13 protein-coding genes are annotated in these 18,434 nt (G+C 32.8%); 4 read left to right on the forward strand and 9 right to left on the reverse strand.

Annotated features, from left to right (window positions below):
• Positions 1-204 precede the first annotated feature (204 nt).
• From Q3V31_RS26810 to Q3V31_RS26820, 3 genes are all read right to left on the reverse strand, one after another.
• The gene (locus tag Q3V31_RS26810) at positions 205-723 is read right to left on the reverse strand and encodes a hypothetical protein (RefSeq protein ID WP_001095937.1); all 519 of its coding nucleotides are present in this window, start codon (positions 721-723) and stop codon (positions 205-207) included.
• 756 nt (positions 724-1,479) lie between these two features.
• On the reverse strand, positions 1,480-3,357 hold the full coding sequence (locus tag Q3V31_RS26815) for an ABC transporter permease (RefSeq protein WP_097872375.1): 1,878 nt from the start codon (positions 3,355-3,357) through the stop codon (positions 1,480-1,482).
• Positions 3,344-4,111 (reverse strand): ABC transporter ATP-binding protein, encoded by a 768-nt coding sequence (locus Q3V31_RS26820; RefSeq protein ID WP_097872376.1) that lies wholly within the window; start codon positions 4,109-4,111, stop codon positions 3,344-3,346. The genes Q3V31_RS26815 and Q3V31_RS26820 overlap by 14 nt, the downstream gene beginning before the upstream one ends.
• A 252-nt stretch (positions 4,112-4,363) precedes the next feature.
• On the opposite strand from Q3V31_RS26820, the gene Q3V31_RS26825 reads away from it, so the two are divergent.
• The 3 genes from Q3V31_RS26825 to Q3V31_RS26835 all read left to right on the forward strand — a co-directional run bounded on the left by Q3V31_RS26825 (position 4,364) and on the right by Q3V31_RS26835 (position 7,356).
• A complete protein-coding gene (locus tag Q3V31_RS26825; protein WP_000699964.1) occupies positions 4,364-5,038 on the forward strand; it encodes a response regulator transcription factor in 675 nt (224 codons plus the stop codon).
• On the forward strand, positions 5,035-6,063 hold the full coding sequence (locus Q3V31_RS26830) for a sensor histidine kinase (RefSeq protein WP_097872377.1): 1,029 nt from the start codon (positions 5,035-5,037) through the stop codon (positions 6,061-6,063). Before Q3V31_RS26825 ends, Q3V31_RS26830 begins: the two co-directional genes overlap by 4 nt.
• Positions 6,064-6,618: 555 nt before the next feature.
• Positions 6,619-7,356, forward strand: coding sequence for a class I SAM-dependent methyltransferase (locus Q3V31_RS26835; RefSeq protein WP_000812398.1), 738 nt, complete (start codon positions 6,619-6,621; stop codon positions 7,354-7,356).
• A 271-nt stretch (positions 7,357-7,627) separates the two neighbouring features.
• On the opposite strand, the gene Q3V31_RS26840 is transcribed toward Q3V31_RS26835, so the two are convergent.
• The 5 genes from Q3V31_RS26840 to Q3V31_RS26860 form a co-directional block, all read right to left on the reverse strand.
• The gene (locus Q3V31_RS26840; RefSeq protein ID WP_001014216.1) at positions 7,628-8,947 is read right to left on the reverse strand and encodes an aromatic amino acid transport family protein; all 1,320 of its coding nucleotides are present in this window, start codon (positions 8,945-8,947) and stop codon (positions 7,628-7,630) included.
• 293 nt (positions 8,948-9,240) lie between these two features.
• Positions 9,241-10,131 carry an L-serine ammonia-lyase, iron-sulfur-dependent, subunit alpha gene (sdaAA, locus tag Q3V31_RS26845; protein ID WP_000281788.1) on the reverse strand — a complete coding sequence of 297 codons (891 nt, stop codon included), beginning with the start codon at positions 10,129-10,131 and terminating at the stop codon, positions 9,241-9,243.
• 22 nt (positions 10,132-10,153) lie between these two features.
• Positions 10,154-10,852 (reverse strand): L-serine ammonia-lyase, iron-sulfur-dependent subunit beta, encoded by a 699-nt coding sequence (gene sdaAB, locus Q3V31_RS26850; RefSeq protein ID WP_001024893.1) that lies wholly within the window; start codon positions 10,850-10,852, stop codon positions 10,154-10,156.
• Between the two features lie 1,162 nt (positions 10,853-12,014).
• Positions 12,015-12,233: an alpha/beta-type small acid-soluble spore protein gene (locus Q3V31_RS26855; protein WP_001025751.1), complete on the reverse strand. Its 219-nt coding sequence runs from the start codon at positions 12,231-12,233 to the stop codon at positions 12,015-12,017.
• Positions 12,234-12,317: 84 nt separating this feature from the next.
• Complete coding sequence (locus Q3V31_RS26860; RefSeq protein ID WP_097872378.1) at positions 12,318-13,490, reverse strand: tyrosine-type recombinase/integrase; 1,173 nt, start codon at positions 13,488-13,490, stop codon at positions 12,318-12,320.
• Between the two features lie 403 nt (positions 13,491-13,893).
• On the opposite strand from Q3V31_RS26860, the gene Q3V31_RS26865 reads away from it, so the two are divergent.
• Positions 13,894-14,886, forward strand: coding sequence for a helix-turn-helix domain-containing protein (locus tag Q3V31_RS26865; RefSeq protein WP_097884799.1), 993 nt, complete (start codon positions 13,894-13,896; stop codon positions 14,884-14,886).
• A 647-nt stretch (positions 14,887-15,533) separates the two neighbouring features.
• Here Q3V31_RS26865 and Q3V31_RS26870 read toward each other — a convergent pair.
• Complete coding sequence (locus Q3V31_RS26870) at positions 15,534-18,095, reverse strand: PBP1A family penicillin-binding protein (protein ID WP_329767525.1); 2,562 nt, start codon at positions 18,093-18,095, stop codon at positions 15,534-15,536.
• Positions 18,096-18,434: the final 339 nt, after the last annotated feature.

Consider the following 18,434-nt stretch of genomic DNA (forward strand, 5'->3'; position numbering starts at 1 on the left):
AGTTTCTATATTTTTTGGCTATAGATGAATATCCATTTCTTGATTTAAAGGCTGAAAATTTACAACTCCCAATTATAATAGTTCATAGTTGAGTTAAATTCCTTTAATACATATCATCTAAAATCTGAAATTAAAAGAATAATGAAGTAGTTAGTATAGTGTGTTTGTTTTACCTACTTCATTATGCAAAAGAAGTTGTTTTTCTTAACCTATTTCTTTAATTTGCTTTAGATTTTTTCTATATCTTTGTATCCTAATCACAATTCCAATAGTACGAATAACTACCATCGCAATTGTAAAAAATACGAAAGCAGGGGCTATAACATTAAAATCCAAGTGATTCGATAACATGAAATCTATAAATTGTTGTGGATACCAGTCTGTCGCTACATAAGCTAATACGACACGCCATCCAAGTCCAATAATCCATAAACATAAATAAGGAATGCCAGCAGTTACGTACGCTTTATTGTCAGAACCATATTCTACTTTCACTGTAAAAAGCATTAGTCCTCCCATGATCATGCCGACCATTGTCATGATTATGAGTGCGGTCATATTTGAACCTGAGGTAGGTACTTCCTCGACGAATAAATAAACACTTATACCACAAAGAATAAATGGCAATACAGCCTTTGTGGTTGTAAATACTTTTCTTCCGATTTGTGTTAATAATACAATTGTTAAAAATGCACCAATCATTATCCAAGCTTGAGTATTCAAATTAAAACCCCCATAAAGTATAAATTTATTGTTTATTTTCTTACTTACTGGAGGATTGTAACATCCCTACTATTTTAGAACATCTATCTGAAAGATGATTTTTTTTGAATACCCTCTATCTATAGATAGAGTTTTTTATGATTCTTTTGTGAAAAAAGCCACTTGAATATATATAACTGGATATATGGGACAGCAGCATATCTTCATCAACCGAAATATTTTAACCAAAAGCCAATTATTATTACGGTAGATACAACAACAGCACATGGAAAATTGTTATTTGATATGTAAAAAAATAGGAGTTTCGAATATATTTTCTTATTAAAATTGTAACTAAACATTTTTATGAGATGATATTTAAACTTTTGACTATCCTTATACAAGAGATGCCTTTTTAGTAATATAAAAGTAAGCGTCAAATATTCCCCACCTACTATTTGACGCTTACTTTTAAAGGAAAACAATTCAAAGAAGTGAAACCCGTTAGGGTTTATTTCGTATGCAAATCTTTCAATCAACTACACTTGCCCCTTAGAAAAAAGAAACAATCTCGTCTAAAGTTGACTTTGCATAAGCTTAGCTTGATAGCGATGTGGCGGTACCCCATCACCATTAAGTTAAGGTTCTGAAGCCCCCTAAATGAAAATTTCATTTCTCTGTAATTATTTATTTCAGAAGTAAGCTCACAGTTAACTATGCATCTTGTTTTGTTAAATAATAAGAACCACCTCCCGATTTTCGAGAGATGGTTCCTATTTATTTATTCACAATTCTATTATAGGAATTAATGGTTAACACGTAGTAAACAAGGTAAATTACACCATATGTTGTCATAGCGTAAACAAATGAAATGATATCTTGCTGTATGTCCATGCTATATTGTAATGATACCGACATTGTTAACATGGCTGCATTTAGTATCCCAATAATTAACGGAAGGAGAAATATAAATAATGTTTGTTTTGCTATCGTAGTCCGTACTTCTTTTTTATTTACACCTAATTTTCGTAAAATTTCATAGCGATTTTTATCTGAATATGCTTCTGTTAGCTGTTTGAAGTAAATAACACTTCCTGTTGCCACTAATAAAACTAATGCTAAAGAACTAACTACAAAGATTTTCATTCCTGTAAGTGCCTTTATTTGTTTATACGCTTTATAGAATGTACGCATATGAGTATCATTCTCTGCTAGCGTCATTACAATCTCAGATGTTTCCTTGGTTGTTTTTTCATCTGCTACTTTATAAGCTTTATATATGATTGGATTGATTTGTTTTGCAACACTAGCAAACCTTGCATTATCAATTACAATGTATAAAAGCTCAGAACCAGAGGTTAGTCGTATCGCTTTTTTTTCTAACTTGTTGAGCTTAAAAGTAAAATTCCCCTCAGGTAACTGAATGTTGACTTTTTGATCAATAAAATCAATGGCTGGTTGATTAATGTATTGTTGAAATGCTATAGCGTGCTCACCAGAAAGGTTTGGTATATCTCCTAATTTTAGGATTTTGTTCATTTTATGAAATCCACTTTCTGAAATCAAATTAACGGAAAGATTATTTTTATCTTGGAATGGTGCTGAAGTATTCCCTTTTACTTGAATAACCGGAATATCTAGTTGCGCTGTAATCGGATGTTCTTTGTCTTTTGAAATAACCCGTTTGATTTGATTGTCTGATGTTTCATCTTTTGAGAGATGAATATAGCTAAAAGGAGCTGTTTCATGAGCATCTTTTTCAGTAATTGAATACTCAGAGAAACTCGCTTGAAGATATGGCAGTGCTACAGAAATTAGTAATGCGATGATTGTAAGCATAAGAGCATTTCCTTTTATACGATACAACAAGTGAGATGTTCCAATGATGTTAATCCCTTTATAGTAGTTCGGTTTATTTTTTTGTGCACGCCTTAGTAAATACACAGTTAAAGAACGAAATAAGAAATATGTTCCAATAGCAATAAGAGGCATAGAAAGGATTATTGCCCCGTTAAACATAAGCCAATAACTACTTACCAGTAAAATAATCGAAACTATAGCAGAAACAATAGATGCTTTTGGTACTTTCTCCCCTTTTATCTCTGCTTGGAATAATTCAATTAATTTAAAGCGATAAATTAAAAGATACGATTGAAGGGATGTAAAAATTGTAATGACCGTAAATGTAATAGTGGTAGTCATAATTGCTTCCATTGGAATGCTAAAACTTACATCGACCGGAGCACCTACGAGTTTAAGAAGTAACATGATAAACAATCTGGATAATATGACCCCTAATACGAGCCCGCATACTAAAGTGATAGCCCCGATAATTACATTTTCAAAAAATAGCATTCTTGCGATGTTTTTTTTTCTCACACCAAGTAAGGAGTATAAACCTACTTCTTTTTTACGTTTTTTTGTGAAGAATGCATTAGAATATCCGATGAAAACCGCTACGAATCCTATTAAAACGAAAGAGGTTTGTGACATTGTACCTTCCATATTATTAACGGCATTTTTAATTTCTCGTGTATACAATAATGAGTTGAAAGTATAGCAAATCACGACACTAATCACCATAGAGAAAATGTATAGAAGGTAGTTGTTTAAATTCCCTTTAATATTTTTTTTCGCTAAACTAAATAACGTCACTTGTACCACCTCCAAGAATGGACAATACATCTAATATCTTTTGGAAAAAATCTTTGCCGGAAGAATTCCCCTTTACGAGTTCGGTAAACAGAGTGCCATCTTTAATAAATAACACGCGTTTACAATAACTAGCTGCAAATGCATCATGTGTTACCATGAGGATGGTGGCTTTATCTTCTTGGCTTAAATTTTGCAAGCTCTCCAATAAATCTGCTGCCGATTTTGAATCGAGAGCTCCAGTCGGCTCGTCTGCTAAAATTAAGCTGGGTTTCGATACCATCGCTCGTGAAGCAGCTGTGCGTTGTTTCTGCCCCCCTGAAATTTGATACGGGTATTTATCTAAAATGGAACGAATACCAAAGCTCTCTGAAATCTCATTAACTCTGTTTTCTATTTCTTTTACATTCATTTTTGCTAGTGCAAGTGGCAGCAAAATATTATCTTTTACTGTTAACGTATCTAATAAATTGTAATCCTGAAAAATGAAACCGAGTTTATCCCGCCTGAATGCAGATAATTGTTCTTCTTTCATGTTTAGTATGCTCGTCCCATCAATCAAAATCTCACCGGATGTCGGCCGATCTATGGTCGCCAAAATATTTAAAAGTGTGGACTTCCCCGCACCTGAAGGTCCCATAATCCCAACAAACTCACCTTCGCGAACAGTTAAATCAATATCATGTAATGCAGTAAACGTATTTCCTTTTGCTCCATACATTTTTTTAATTTGTTTTGCGTCTACTATTAATTTCATATATATTTCCTCCATTAAAGAAGTTATTTTTTCTTACAGGCTTTATTCTATATGGTGTAACCCTTCAATAACCTTACAGTTGTTTATGTTAACCTTACAGTTTTGTCACCTTAGAACAAATATCCCTTTTTTCTTTATTTTTTCCACTATAATGTGATATAGACGATTATGCCATCGTAATTTAATGCAGCAGTATGAACACGTAACATATAACACAAATTATCAATAATATACGATTTTGGGGGAATAACCATGAAAATTATGATTGTAGAAGACGAAAAAACTATTAGAGATATGTTGGGAGAGACAATAGAAAAATGGGGATTTACTACAGTAAAGGTAGAAGATTTCGACCAAGTATTATCAATTTTTCTTAAAAATAGTCCTCACCTTGTACTATTGGATATTAATTTACCATCATTTGATGGATTTTACTGGTGTAATAAAATTAGAGAAACTTCAAAAGCGCCGATTATTTTTCTTTCATCTCGTAATACACCAATGGATATGGTAATGGCGATGAATATGGGCGGGGATGATTTTATTAATAAACCGTTCCACACAGATGTTTTAATGGCAAAGGTTAATGCGCTCCTACGTAGGACGTATACGTATATAGAAGACTTAGAGTTGAAAGTTATTGAGCATGATGGAATTGTGCTCAACCTTAAATCCTACAATCTGTCTTATTGGAATGAAGCGATTACACTAACAAAAAATGAATTTATTATTTTAAAACTTCTCATGCAAAATAAAGGGACTGTTGTAAGCCGAACAAAGATAATGCGCAGTCTTTGGGCTGATGAAAGATTCGTGGACGAAAACACCTTAACGGTTAACATTGCACGGATACGCAAAAAATTTACTGACCTCGGTAAAGACGGTTTCATTACTACTAAGAAAGGCTACGGGTATATTATTTTATGAGTTTTTTTGAATATACAAAAGACAAACGATTCTTTTTCATACTGTACTTCACTTTAATGTTGTTTGTTTCATTAATTATGGTTGTAAACGATAGTCGGAATCTCGTTCTTCAAAATCTGCTCTATACTCATGTTATTTGTTTCCTCTCTGTAAGTCTGTATATTACTATAGGATATTATTACCGTAGGTCCTTTTACCTAGAACTAAATGATTTAATTGAGAGTCAGAAAGAAGACTTTCCTGTAGAAATGCTTGAACCACAAAATTATGAACAAGCTTTATATGTCAAAATGATAAAAATAGTAAGGGACAATCATTCTAAGCAACTTCAAAAGTTGATTCACGAAAAAGTGGATCACCAAGATTTTATTATGTCCTGGGTTCACGAGGTAAAGCTTCCAATTGCCGCAAGTAATTTACTCATTGAGAACAGTACAGGAAAAACAGTAGATTTTCTTGTAGATAAGTTTGAAGATGAGCTGAACAAAATTGATAATTATGTGGAGCAGGCTCTTTACTATTCACGGATTGACTCGTTTTCTAAAGACTATTTCATTACAGATATACAGTTGAATCAAATCATTAAAGAAAGTGTAAAGAAATATGCCAAAATCTTTATCACGAAACGAATTCACTTTCATATGGAGGAAGCGCAGAAATTCGTTCAAAGCGATAGCAAATGGCTAGCATTTATCATAGACCAAATTACTGCAAATGCTTTAAAGTATGTAAATGATGGTGGAGAGATTTTTTTCGGTTTTGAGGAGGATCATAAAGAGAAACGATTACTTATTCAAGATACAGGCATTGGGATAAAGCAAGAAGATATACATCGTGTGTTCGAAAGAGGATTCACAGGTTCTACTGGAAGAACACATACAAAATCTACTGGGATGGGACTGTACCTTGTAAAACAAATGGTTTTGAAATTGGGACATGATATTTCTATTCAATCACAAGAAGGAAAATATACAAGGGTTACTATCCATTTCCCAAAAATAAGAAATTACTATCATTTCCTATGAAGAGTAGACCAAAAATGCCTTTAGAATAATCTTAAAAATTATTAAAGGATTTCTATATGTAAGGGACCCGCCACATGCCCATCAAGCTAATATTTTGAAGTTCCCCCTAAAAGAAATTTTCTTTCGTTACAGTTAGCTACTTATAAGAGTTTAAATCTTTTTTCGTTGGGAGAACAATAAATTTCTTAACTTGATGGTGATGGGGTACCGCCAGATTTTTGGAAAAAACCCACACTAAGAGCATGCAAGATTTTATACAGCTTTTTGGCTAATCCAATAACAAACAAGAACCCTAAAACCGCGCCAGGATAGGAATGTATAAAAAAATACATAGATTCATAGAACAAAAAAGGAGGTTCCCTTATGAGAGTAGGGGTTCCTCCTTGCCTTTGCTACTGATAATGAGACGTTATGTCAACCTAACATGTATAGGATATACACTGTTCCTTATTCAACTAAATGGCAGGTTAGTTGAAGTGTATTTTGGTTAATATAGGAATTTTTGGATGCCCCCTAGAATATAAAAAATATAGATTGTATTATAGGAGGTATATAATGAAACAAAACATTTATGATAATCCGTTTTTCTTTAAAAATTATAAGTCATTACGTGAAAATGGATTTACCTTTAATGATTTTGTTGAACAGCCAGCAATTAAATCTATAATTGCTAATCTTACAGATAAGTCTGTATTAGATTTGGGATGTGGAACTGGTCATTTTTCTATGTACTGTGTAGAAAATGGTGCCTCGAAAGTTATAGGAGTGGACATCTCAAGAAATATGATTGAACAAGCTGAAATGTATAACAAAAACGAAAAAATAGATTATATGTGTGTACCAATAGAAGAACTTAATTTGCCAAATCAAAAATTCGACTTAATAACAAGTTCTTTAGTTATACATTACATAGAAGATTACTCACATCTAATTAAGAAAATAAGAGATCTGTTAAAAAATGATGGTGAATTTATCTTTTCAACAGAACATCCAATAGTAACAGCTCGAAAGGAAATGAATAATTGGTTTAAGGATAATAATGGAAATAGATTGCATTGGGCATTAGATAATTATCAAGAAGAAGGAAAAAGAGAGGAACATTGGTGGATAGATGGTGTTGTTAAATATCACAGAACAATTTCAACATTAATTAATACTCTTATAGACAACGGTTTTGTAATTGAGAAAATTATTGAGCCAGAGTCAACTCCAACAGGATTAGAAAAAATGCCAGAATTAATAAATGAAAAACGGAGACCATCTTCTATTATCATTAAATCAAGAAAATATTGAGATTAAACCCTCGTTGATTAACTTCCGCTTTCGAGAATTATGTAAATGAGCTGTCCAAATGGATGGCTTATTTTATTTTTTGCTTAGCGTGGGGTTTTTCCAAATTGCTCGCGGTGCCCCATATAAACAAAAAAGGACAGACTCTCAAAGGTGAGAAGTTTGTCCAAAACAATGATTTCTTTGATTCAACAATATAAATTGCAATTCCTCTAGGAATCTTTCGTCCTTTTTCATATCCCATTATTTTTGCATGAGAACCAACAATAGTGACCTAGAATAATGACTTAATACTTGCAAGAACAGTAAGTATCCCTATAACAATGACAAATACATTGCTCATTTTCCCTCTATATTTAGCTAGTACAGGCACTTTACGAATTGCATACATTGGTAATAGACATAAGATAGCAGCAACTAACGGACCGCTAAGGGCATCAATGATTCCAAGAATACTTGGATTTGTATAAGCAACATACCAGCATGTTAATACGACAAAAGTAAGAATCATTGTCTTAACTGTTTTTTCTCCTATATCTTTCCCACGTTTTTTACCGGACTTGATAATCATGTCACGCATTACCTCATACGCTCCTATATAATGGCCAAGGAAAGATTTTGTAATAGCCACAAACGCAATGATAGGAGCCGCAATAGTAATTATTGGCGAATTAAGCTCATTAGCAAGATATGATAGGATTGACAAGTTCTGTTCTTTTGCCACCTTAAGATCATCTGGAGTCAAACTTAAAGTACTGCTCCAAACAAAGAACATAACAACAGCGAATGTCATGATATAACAAACTTTTTGTATTTGAGCACACTTGGCATCAGTAGCATCTATTCCATAGGTAGCTCTCTGTTTTATAACGAATGACGAAATCATAGGAGAATGATTAAACGAGAATACTATGATTGGTAGTATCATCCATATTGTTCCAAAATATCCTGTTCCAGTTGAAGCAGTAGAAACACTTGAAAAACTTAGCATTGACGTATTCCACTGTGGAATTAAAGATATTGCGATAAAAAGTAGAGAAACAATGAAAGGATATACTAGCATGCTCATTATCTTTACAGTAATATCTTGACCAAAATTCAGTATAGCGATAAGACCAAGAACTAATACAAGTGATAAAATAGCCCTTGGAGGTTCTGGCATGTGCAATTGATGCACAATAAAACTACTTGCTGTATTTGTAAGTGCAACCGAATACATCAGCACGATCGTATAAATTGAGACGAAATATACAATGTTAAAAATGATACTTGCTTTATTTCCGAAATACTCTCTTATTGTACCTGTAATCCCCTCTTCGGCAGAATTAGAAGCGTATATCATTTTAGCAAGCGCCCTATGTGAGTAATACATAACAGGATATGCAAGTATAGTAATTAACAGCAATGATAACAAACCACCTGAACCTGCATTAATAGGTAAGAAGAGTACTCCTGCTCCAATTGCTGTTCCAAATAGACTCAATGCCCAGGTAGTATCCTGTTTATGCCACTTTTTAGGGTCTAGATAGTTCTCATTTTTTACTGCAGTATTATCAACTTGAAATTCTATGTTTTTTGCAGTATTCCCATTCATATAATAATTCCTCCTAGTTTCCTATTCTTACTTCTCTATTTTAGGCATCGGAATATAGACCGTTCTTGAAAAATGAATTGCTTATAAAGTGCGCCACATCATATATCCTTCTTCTAAGTTAATCTAAATCAAAAAATTAGCGAAGCATCAACCTGACGGGGTTGTTACCGATTACAAAATATCCTAATTGTATAGTAGTATATTTTATTAGTAATTCCCTCAATATACAGACATCCTTAGGCAAGCAATAGAGAATAGATTGTTAACTTTTTCACAATATACCCGATAATTGTTCATTGATTTAAATGTTTCTCTCCAAAGATTTTATTTTTAATTGCAATCCCTGTAGGTGTAGCTGCAATTCCACCTAAACCTGTCTCTCTTAGTTCGCGAGGCATCTGTCTTCCAACTCTATACATTGCTTCAATAACTTCATCAGCATTGATGATATTGTTTACGCCGGCTAATGCGATGTCCGCTGCTGCTAAAGCATTTGCCGTTCCAATGGCGTTTCTCTTTACACAAGGAATTTCTACTAAACCAGCGACCGGATCACAAACTAAACCGAGTAAATTTTGTAATGCAATCGAAAAAGCTTCAGAAGATTGCTGTGGCGTTCCACCTGCAGCTTCTACCGCAGCTGCAGCTGCCATTGCTGAGGCACTGCCTACTTCAGCTTGACATCCTCCGTACGCTCCTGAAATACAAGCGTTGTTTGCGACTATTGTTCCAAATAACGCTGAAGTAAATAGAAAATGAATCATATCTTCATGGCTTAACTCCAACGTATCTTTAATACTAAATAGGACTCCCGGAATCGTCCCACTCGCACCTGCTGTTGGAGTTGCACAAATAGCTCCTAATGCAGCATTTACTTCATTAACACCGATAGCACTTTGGATCCCTAACACCATCAAATCTCCAGAAAGGGTTTTCCTATTTTCTCTATAGTTTTTAATTTTAACAGCATCTCCTCCGGTTAAACCAGTTGGAGAAAATACACCGTCGCCCTCGATACTTTTATTTATAGCATTTTGCATAGTCACTAAATTTCGTTCCATTTTACTCCAAACTTCTTCATAAGTAGATTTAGTTTGTTTAATTTCCTGTTCAATTGCTAATTCATATATTGTCTTTTGGCTTTTATTAGTTGCATCCACAATTTCTTTTATGGCCATATACATATTTTTTCACTCCTTAATGTAACTAAAGAATAATGAGCTTAGCTATATTACTTAAATTTCCTAATTCCTCCTGGACATTACCAGGCAATAGCGAATCCAATGCGAATGCATATAAATATTTCCTATTTTCTTCTAAACTATGAAAGTTATTAATTTCTACATCATATTGTTTAAAAATCCTGCGTAAAACAAATTCAAAGTCAGCTCTTTCGGAAATTGCAATAATAACTGGTAATGGCCCCTGCAGATCTAAACTAAATCCGTCAATTTCAACATGTTTGATTTCAATTAATCCACCGCCGACAGAAATACCTATCGTTCTAATACTTCGACTTTCATCCTCCAAATATACATCTGCCGTATTTGGATGATCAGCAGGACTATCACCCGTTTTTTCAATAAAGGTAATGTCGATTCCTTTAGATTCTGCTATTTTAATAGCATCTGGCACTTTGCTGTCATCGGCTGCAAATCCTAATATCCCAGCAATAATCGCAAAATCAGTTCCATGTCCTTTATGGGTTTCAGCAAATGATTCATAATACCTTACCACGACTTTTTTTGGAAGGCCTTGAAATAATTTATTGGCAACTGTTCCAATAGCCAAGGCCCCTGCCGTATGTGAACTCGAAGGACCTATCATTATCGGCCCAATTACATCAAAACAACTTTTGTATTTAACAACCTTTTTTTCTTTAATAGATGCTACATTTATGTTCATATAAGCACCCCCATGATTTATGATTTTTAATTACATTTGAACCTAAGTTATTAGAATAATTAATTCAAAATAAGATTGTATTGACAGCGTTTTCTTTTGGTGTTGAATAAATTTCCTTTCTGATTACACATCCTTTGTATGTCCAATTTAAGAAAATTACTTGTAAGGTCTTTAGTATTTTTGCACCAATACTAGGTTTGATAGTTTATCTAGAGGTAATAAACTATCTCTCGACGCCCTCATTATAACTTGTATATTTATGAGTTTAATGTTTTTTTATTTTTAGAAAGATTGAATAAACAGAATCTTGAATGGGTAATAAATTGCACTTAGTATGTAGCAATTGTGTCCTTTGTTTGAAGCTGTATTAGTTAGTAGAAAAGCAAAAATAACACAGAGTTTCTTTCATAAACACCTTGATTATATTGGAAAATCATTATAAAGATACTTATATTGTCCTTTATTGGAACATCTTATTTTGACGGGGCAAGCTGTTGTAATAAGAAATTAATATAGATGGAAAGGAATACATTAATAAAATATAAAATCACTTTCTGATATTAATAATTAATTGTGCATTAATATACATTTTTCAGAAAAAAGGAACTTCTTTTTATTATCTTAACTTAAAGAAATAATTTGGCAATATCCACTACTTTAAAGTAGTTTTATTACAAAACATACTAAAGTTTAAATTATAATCTTAATATATAATAAAAAAATATTAACTATTCTATTAAATCAACTTCCCCTAATATGCATAGCGCGTTGAATTATAAAAGGAAGTACCCACTCAAATTATCAAATTTCTTTAATAAATTATTTACATAGGTTAGAACTTAGAAATATTTAATTGTTCGAGGATAATTATTGATTTAACTAACAATCAATAGATAGTAAGGAATGGGAATTTAATAAATCAGCTAAATTTTATGAACTTGAAATTGCGAAATAAACAAACATTGCGTTTAACGCCCTTTATGTCATTTGTATAACGCTCAAACAGATTATGCACTTATTGTATTAACATTATTAATTAACAATGTTACAAAGGAATCTGAGATGTCGTTTTTTAACTTCTCGTTTTTATTTTTGATTTTTTTGTAATTTAAAGGAAGAAGAATCCATTTTATTATGGATTCTTCTTATTTACTACTTTAACTTAGTGTAATTTGTATTGACCTGTTAACTGTTCTCCAGCCATTCGAACTAAGCGTTTGGTAATTTCTCCACCGACAGATCCATTTGCTCGAGCTGATGTATCAGGTCCCAATGTGACTCCTAATTCACGAGCAATTTCATACTTCATTTGCTCTATTGCACTTGCAGCGGCAGAAACAAGAATTTCATTTGAATTACTTTCGTGTCTTTGAATATTCATAATTGCACCTCCACTATATTTGTATATAACATGTGCTTAATTATGATATTTTATGCATGAGATAACTATTTTCTTCTATTTTATTCATTGCAGCATATCCGCAAATGAAGTACCCACATTATTCTTACGTTTCATATGTTTCTCTAAATAGATTTTTGTTGTTTGGATATTTTCGTGACCCAGCGTTTGCATTAAATGATATAGATCCGCGTTTCCTTGCTCAACAGCCATGATTGCAAATGCATGACGGAATGTATGCGCTGTTACTGGGTTCTCACGATACTGCAGAAACTCTAAATTGGTCTTCTTTATCATATCCGTTACCTGGTTCGATAACGTTTTTGAATTATAAAAGTTCCCTCTTTGATTTATAAATAAAGGACTTTCATCTCCTCGATCCAATATAGTTTGGAACCCTCTTCTCCGTCTCATTTCACAAATACATTGGAATAAATGTTCAGAAATGAAAAGTTCACGTACTTTATCCCCTTTCCCCTGAACCCTTAACCAATACTTTCCGTCATAATATAAACCTTTCACTCTCGCGGTGCACAATTCTTGAATTCTTGCACCGGTACTTGCTAGAGCTAGTAAAATTGTATAGTTTACTAAATGACCTTGTTCTTTATAAAACCCTAAAATTTTCATCACTTCATCATAGGATAGGTCCCGATTTGGCCGATCCTGTTCATTTACATTTGCGCGCTGTATTTCTTCATGAAGAGGTCTTTCAATATAAGCAAATACATGAAGGTGTTTTAAAAAAGAACGAATAAGTACTGATTTTTTTGCAAGTGTTGCCACCGCGTACGTATCCCCATTCCTACCGTTCTCTACCTGCTTCAACCAAGCATTATATTTACGAATATGCCAAGGCTGTAATGTTTTCAATAACGAGTCATTTTGCTGTATCTCTTCCCCATTCAATTCGAATTCTTCTGCATGCTGCACTATGCACTGACAAAATGATAAGATTTCAGAAACATAACTCTTTTTCGTATCCCCTTTTCTATTCTTATTCTCATCCATATCTTTTTGTAAATGTACGAAATGATAAATGGCTTCCAGATCACTTAAATACGTATATTTACTCTTCCCCTCTTTTTCTGCAACCTCAATCTTCTCTTCTACTTTATCTACATAGCGATTATTATGCAGAAATGGAACCATATCTCTTATGTTTTCTACATATGTATCTATATTTTCACTTTGATTATTTATTATAGGTAAGTTCTCTTTTTCATTTTGTTTATCCATACTTCGAATTCACCTCTCCTATTAAAGATTATGAATACAATTCTTTTTATTACCTTTACTTATCATTTTATTTTACTTCTATTAATTATACAAATGATAATTCATTTTCTTTCTGTAAGAACGCTATATTCTTCCTCATTTACCTATAACTATATTTTTTTATAATTTATTAGTAAATAGATATTGTTTAAAAGTCAATAAAATAATTTTTATTAGACAGATACAAATAAAACACAATTAAAAATCTATTAATATATAAAATATTTTATAGAAATTTATAAAATACAAAAATGTATATAAGGTTTAATAAAACCTAGTTCTTATTTTAAATATTAATCAGATTCTGATATGATATATATATATCTAAAATATTAGCAATCAATAGTTATGGAGGTGTCTTTTCATGACACAAGATTTATTATTTATTACAAAACCTACTGTAACGACAAAAGAAGCAGCCGACTTATTAGGAGTAACGGTACAAACAATTTTAAAGAAAGAAAAAGATGGATTAATAGAATGTGTATATAAAGATAACTGGAAGCAATTCGGTAGTAAGATTTTCTATTTAGAGGATATTGAACGTTTAAAAAATGTCGAAGAGGTTGAGGGCTATAGCACAAAAGAAGCAGCTGAAATTCTTAATGTAGCACCATCTACAGTCTTTACATATATCAAATCTGGAAAATTACCTGCTTCAAAGATTGAAAAACGCGGAAAAGAAGTATATATCATTAATAAAGGCGACCTTGAAACTTTTCAACTTACTTATGAAAAAACGACATCAAAAGAACGAAAGACATTCATTACTAAGATTCAAGATGAAGATATGTATTTATATCAATTATTAACACATCAACATACTGGAAAAACGGCTCGGATAATAGAGATCAATGGATCAGATGGAAAGATTCTTACAGAGGACGAAGAAATTATCCCTCTATCCACTTATAAGGACCATGATTATTCCTTTGAAGCTTTCCATAAACACGCGGTAATTACGAAACGAGGGTATTTATCTTTTTCATTTAAAAAACCTCAACTATTTAATTCCATCACTTATAATCTAATAAACTTATTTTATAAAGAGCTAGGTGTCACAAATATGCGATTGAGTATTTCATCAGATACTATCAAATTAGAAATTAAACCTTTCTTATTACAAGTAAATCCATTGCAATTTCAAGAAGAAATTAAATACTTACATTCTCATATGAAATCCGGCACAATGCTTCCACATGTACAAGGGATTTACTTTAAAAGTAATGTAGAGCCATTAACTTTTCATGCGGATCATGAATTTAAGCAAAAAGTAATTCAAATGGCTGCGGCTGCTGGTATAGGACAGGAAGAATTCTTATTAAAAGCTGTAAAATCTTATATAACAAATTTATAACAGCAATAAATTTGTTATATAAAAAAGTGTAGAAATAAAACCTGTCTACACTTTTTTTATTACTTAACTTATTCTATTTTCTATTATTAAAATTTCTAATTACCTTATTTAAAATAACAAAAGATATAATTTATTAAACCCTTTATTATGAACAGGATCCACCATTTAGTTTACTATAATTTTATTATGGATAATAGTATAGTTGCTGAAGTTTTTTACATCAAGTAAGACTATAACTGTATATTATCTAAAGTTTAGAGCAACTTTTATTTCAAGCTAGCTTCTCTATTTCCTCAAGGTAAATAGACTCAATAAGTCATATAACTATAGTTCGATAACGAGAACCTAACCGTTGCTTTCTACTCAACTATCTTACTCTTTCAAAAGCAAAGCTCCAAGACTACCTTCAAAGAGTTCTAGCATTCGTTCTCTCAGCCAATGGAACGATTCTCTGTGTACTAGAATTCCCTTTTACTCCTTCTTTTCAACGCCATTATATATTCAATTCATATAAAAAAACCCCGCTATTTGATTTCTAAAAATCAAATAGCGGGTTTTTTTTGTTTATTTTAAAATATGGGTTTGTAAGGTATTTTTGATCAAACGTTATTTTAAAAATAAAACCAACGATTTCTTCATATTACTTATTATCCATTATCGGCTGGACCCTCTCCTGTATTCTCATCATTACCTGGTTGCATTGGCGTTCCATGGCCCTCCCCATTGTTTGGCAGTGCTTTATTTCCTTGGTCACTACCATTGTTTGGCAGCTTTGTATTTCCTTCACCACTACCATTGTTTGGTGGCTTTGTATTTCCTTCGCCACTACCGTTGTTTGGCGGCTTTGTATTTCCTTCGCCACTACCACTGTTTGGCGGCTTTGTATTTCCTTCGCCACTACCATTGTTTGGTGGCTTTGTATTTCCTTCGCCACTACCGTTGTTTGGCGGCTTTGTATTTCCTTCGCCACTACCACTGTTTGGCGGCTTTGTATTTCCTTCGCCACTACCACTGTTTGGCGGCTTTGTATTTCCTTCGCCACTACCACTGTTTGGCGGCTTTGTATTTCCTTCGCCACTACCACTGTTTGGCTCACTTTGCTTTTGATCTTCTGGTTTCTTTAATTCTTCTTGTTTCTTTTGCTTTTCTTTTTGCTTATTTTCACTCGGCTGTTCAGTTGTATTTGCTATTTTCGTATTTAGAGAAGAATCACGCTTCTCACCTTTAATACGTAATTCGCTACCTTCTTGAACCACACTGTTAGGCATTTTAAATTGCGATTTATCTGTAGTAAACTTACTCATCATTTCTTTAAAAATCAATTGAGCAATTTTCGTATTTTTACTACTAATATAATCATCTTTACTATCCTTTGTATATCCGGTCCATACTGCCATCGTATATTGTGGTGTATAACCAGCAAACCAACTATCACGAGTTGCACTTTCTGGTAAATTATATTGTGCTATTTGTTCTAAAGAATAGTTTGTTGTACCTGTTTTACCCGCTATATCTAAATAACCTATATTAGCTGTTGTACCCAAACCGGATGAAACAAAAGTACGAAGCATATCAGTAATCATATATGCTGTAGAATCCTTCATAACTCGTTTTGGCTTTGGCTCAAATTTTTTTGATTTACCATCTGGATAAACGATTTTCTTAACAAAATGTGGTTTCGTATACTTACCATCATTACCAAATGCCGCATAAGCGCCTGCAATTTCAGTTGGTGACGCTTCATTTGTACCAATCGCTGTTGATTCGGTCGGTGCTACATTAAATGTAATACCTAGCTTTTCAGAAAAAGCTTTTGATTTATTAATTCCTACCTCTTTTGCAGTTTTAATAGCCGGGATATTTCGGGAAGTTTTCAATGCATCACGCATTGTAATTGGTCCTAAATGCTTTCTATCTGCATTTCTAACTTCTTGTCCTGTTGAATACTTATATGGAGAGTCATCAATTTGATGGTAAGTAGCCCATTTTAAATATTCAATTGCAGGAGCGTAATCAAAAATTGGTTTCATCGTGGAGCCTGCTGAGCGATTTAATTCAATTGCAATATTATGTCCTTTAAAAACAGCTTTATTTTCACCACGTCCACTACCAATTGCACGTACTTCTCCTGTTTTCGTATCCATAAATGTGAAAGCCCCTTGGAATTTCTCATTTGGATAATTAATAATACCGCTATTTAAAAGCTTGTCCGCAAAATCCTGTGCCTTTGGATCTAATGTTGTATAAATTTCTAAACCGTCAGATCCAATATTTGCATCTGGCAATTCTTTTTCAACTTCTTTCACAACCGCATCCATAAAAGCAGGATATGGCATTTCTTTTTGTTCAGTTGCTTTCTTAAGTCCTTCTGTTACTGGAATTTTTGATGCGTCTTCCATTTCCTTTTTTGTAATATAACCATGTCGATTCATTAATTGAAGTACAACATTTCTTCTTTCTGTTGCTTTTTTGATATTTTGTTCTTTCGTTGGATCATAGTTATTAGGCGCTTTCATTAAGCCAGCAAGCATTGCAACTTCTGGTAGTGTTAAATCTCTCAATTCCTTACCATAGTAATTTTGTACTGCTGTTGCAATTCCGTATGAACGGTTACCTAAGTAAACTTTATTTAAATACATTTCTAAAATTTCATGTTTTGAATACTGTTGTTCTAGCTTATACGCTAAATATATTTCTTGTGCCTTTCTCTTTGACGTTTTTTCCATCGATAAGAAATAATTTTTAATAACTTGCTGCGTAATCGTACTTCCACCTTGAGAGCCGTAATCCCCTTTTAGGCTGACTAAAACTGCACGTGCAGTACCTTTAAAATCTACGCCACTGTGCTCGTAAAAACGTGCATCTTCTGTCGCTAAAAACGCATTTTCTACTAACTTAGGAATTTGACCATACATAATATTCGTTCGTTTTTCTTTCCCATATTCATATATCAATTTCCCATCTTTATCATAAATTTTTGAGGATAACGGATTAACAAGTTTTGCTTTCTCGAGTTTTGGCGCATCCTTGATCATAACGAAAAAAGTAGCAACCCCTGTGACTAACCCTACAATACCAACTAATAAACAACTAATTAAAAACTTACGAAAAAATGATGTTTTGCCTTTTGATTTTTGTTTTTTAGCTGCTGGCTGTTTTTTCTTTTTAACTTGTCGTCGCTCCTCTCGAGAACGATAATTTTCTGACATGCTATATTCTCCTGCCTTTCAATTCTCCTGTTGATTTACTTAAAATTATTGAAGTCACTTTAAGAAATATATTCATATTTAAAAAGTGTACTAAATAGACAATTTAAGTAATAAATTTGTTCCACTTTAAGATGAGGAAGAAATTTGAGCTTATCTGATAACGAAACAGAAACGGTAATAGTGGCACAACAAAAAAAAATGGAATTTCATAGAAAATCCATTTTTAGCTTGATGGGCATGTGGCGGTAGCCTATGCCCATCAACTTAAGAATATTAACTACGCCTAAGTACCAAAAAAACGTTATTCTTTCTAAATAAGCTAGATTAAAAAGAAAAACG

This window comes from Bacillus nitratireducens, from assembly GCF_036320425.1.
Classification (GTDB): Bacteria; Bacillota; Bacilli; order Bacillales; family Bacillaceae_G; genus Bacillus_A; species Bacillus_A nitratireducens.

What these genes read in the sequence shown, in the direction of transcription:
- Q3V31_RS26820 (WP_097872376.1), bottom strand. Translation starts at nt 4,111, where the DNA reads ATGAAATTAATAGTAGACGCAAAACAAATTAAAAAAATGTATGGAGCA.
- Q3V31_RS26825 (WP_000699964.1), top strand. Translation starts at nt 4,364, where the DNA reads ATGAAAATTATGATTGTAGAAGACGAAAAAACTATTAGAGATATGTTG.
- Q3V31_RS26830 (WP_097872377.1), top strand. Translation starts at nt 5,035, where the DNA reads ATGAGTTTTTTTGAATATACAAAAGACAAACGATTCTTTTTCATACTG.
- Q3V31_RS26835 (WP_000812398.1), top strand. Translation starts at nt 6,619, where the DNA reads ATGAAACAAAACATTTATGATAATCCGTTTTTCTTTAAAAATTATAAG.
- Q3V31_RS26840 (WP_001014216.1), bottom strand. Translation starts at nt 8,947, where the DNA reads ATGAATGGGAATACTGCAAAAAACATAGAATTTCAAGTTGATAATACT.
- sdaAA (WP_000281788.1), bottom strand. Translation starts at nt 10,131, where the DNA reads ATGTATATGGCCATAAAAGAAATTGTGGATGCAACTAATAAAAGCCAA.
- sdaAB (WP_001024893.1), bottom strand. Translation starts at nt 10,852, where the DNA reads ATGAACATAAATGTAGCATCTATTAAAGAAAAAAAGGTTGTTAAATAC.
- Q3V31_RS26855 (WP_001025751.1), bottom strand. Translation starts at nt 12,233, where the DNA reads ATGAATATTCAAAGACACGAAAGTAATTCAAATGAAATTCTTGTTTCT.
- Q3V31_RS26860 (WP_097872378.1), bottom strand. Translation starts at nt 13,490, where the DNA reads ATGGATAAACAAAATGAAAAAGAGAACTTACCTATAATAAATAATCAA.
- Q3V31_RS26865 (WP_097884799.1), top strand. Translation starts at nt 13,894, where the DNA reads ATGACACAAGATTTATTATTTATTACAAAACCTACTGTAACGACAAAA.
- Q3V31_RS26870 (WP_329767525.1), bottom strand. Translation starts at nt 18,095, where the DNA reads ATGTCAGAAAATTATCGTTCTCGAGAGGAGCGACGACAAGTTAAAAAG.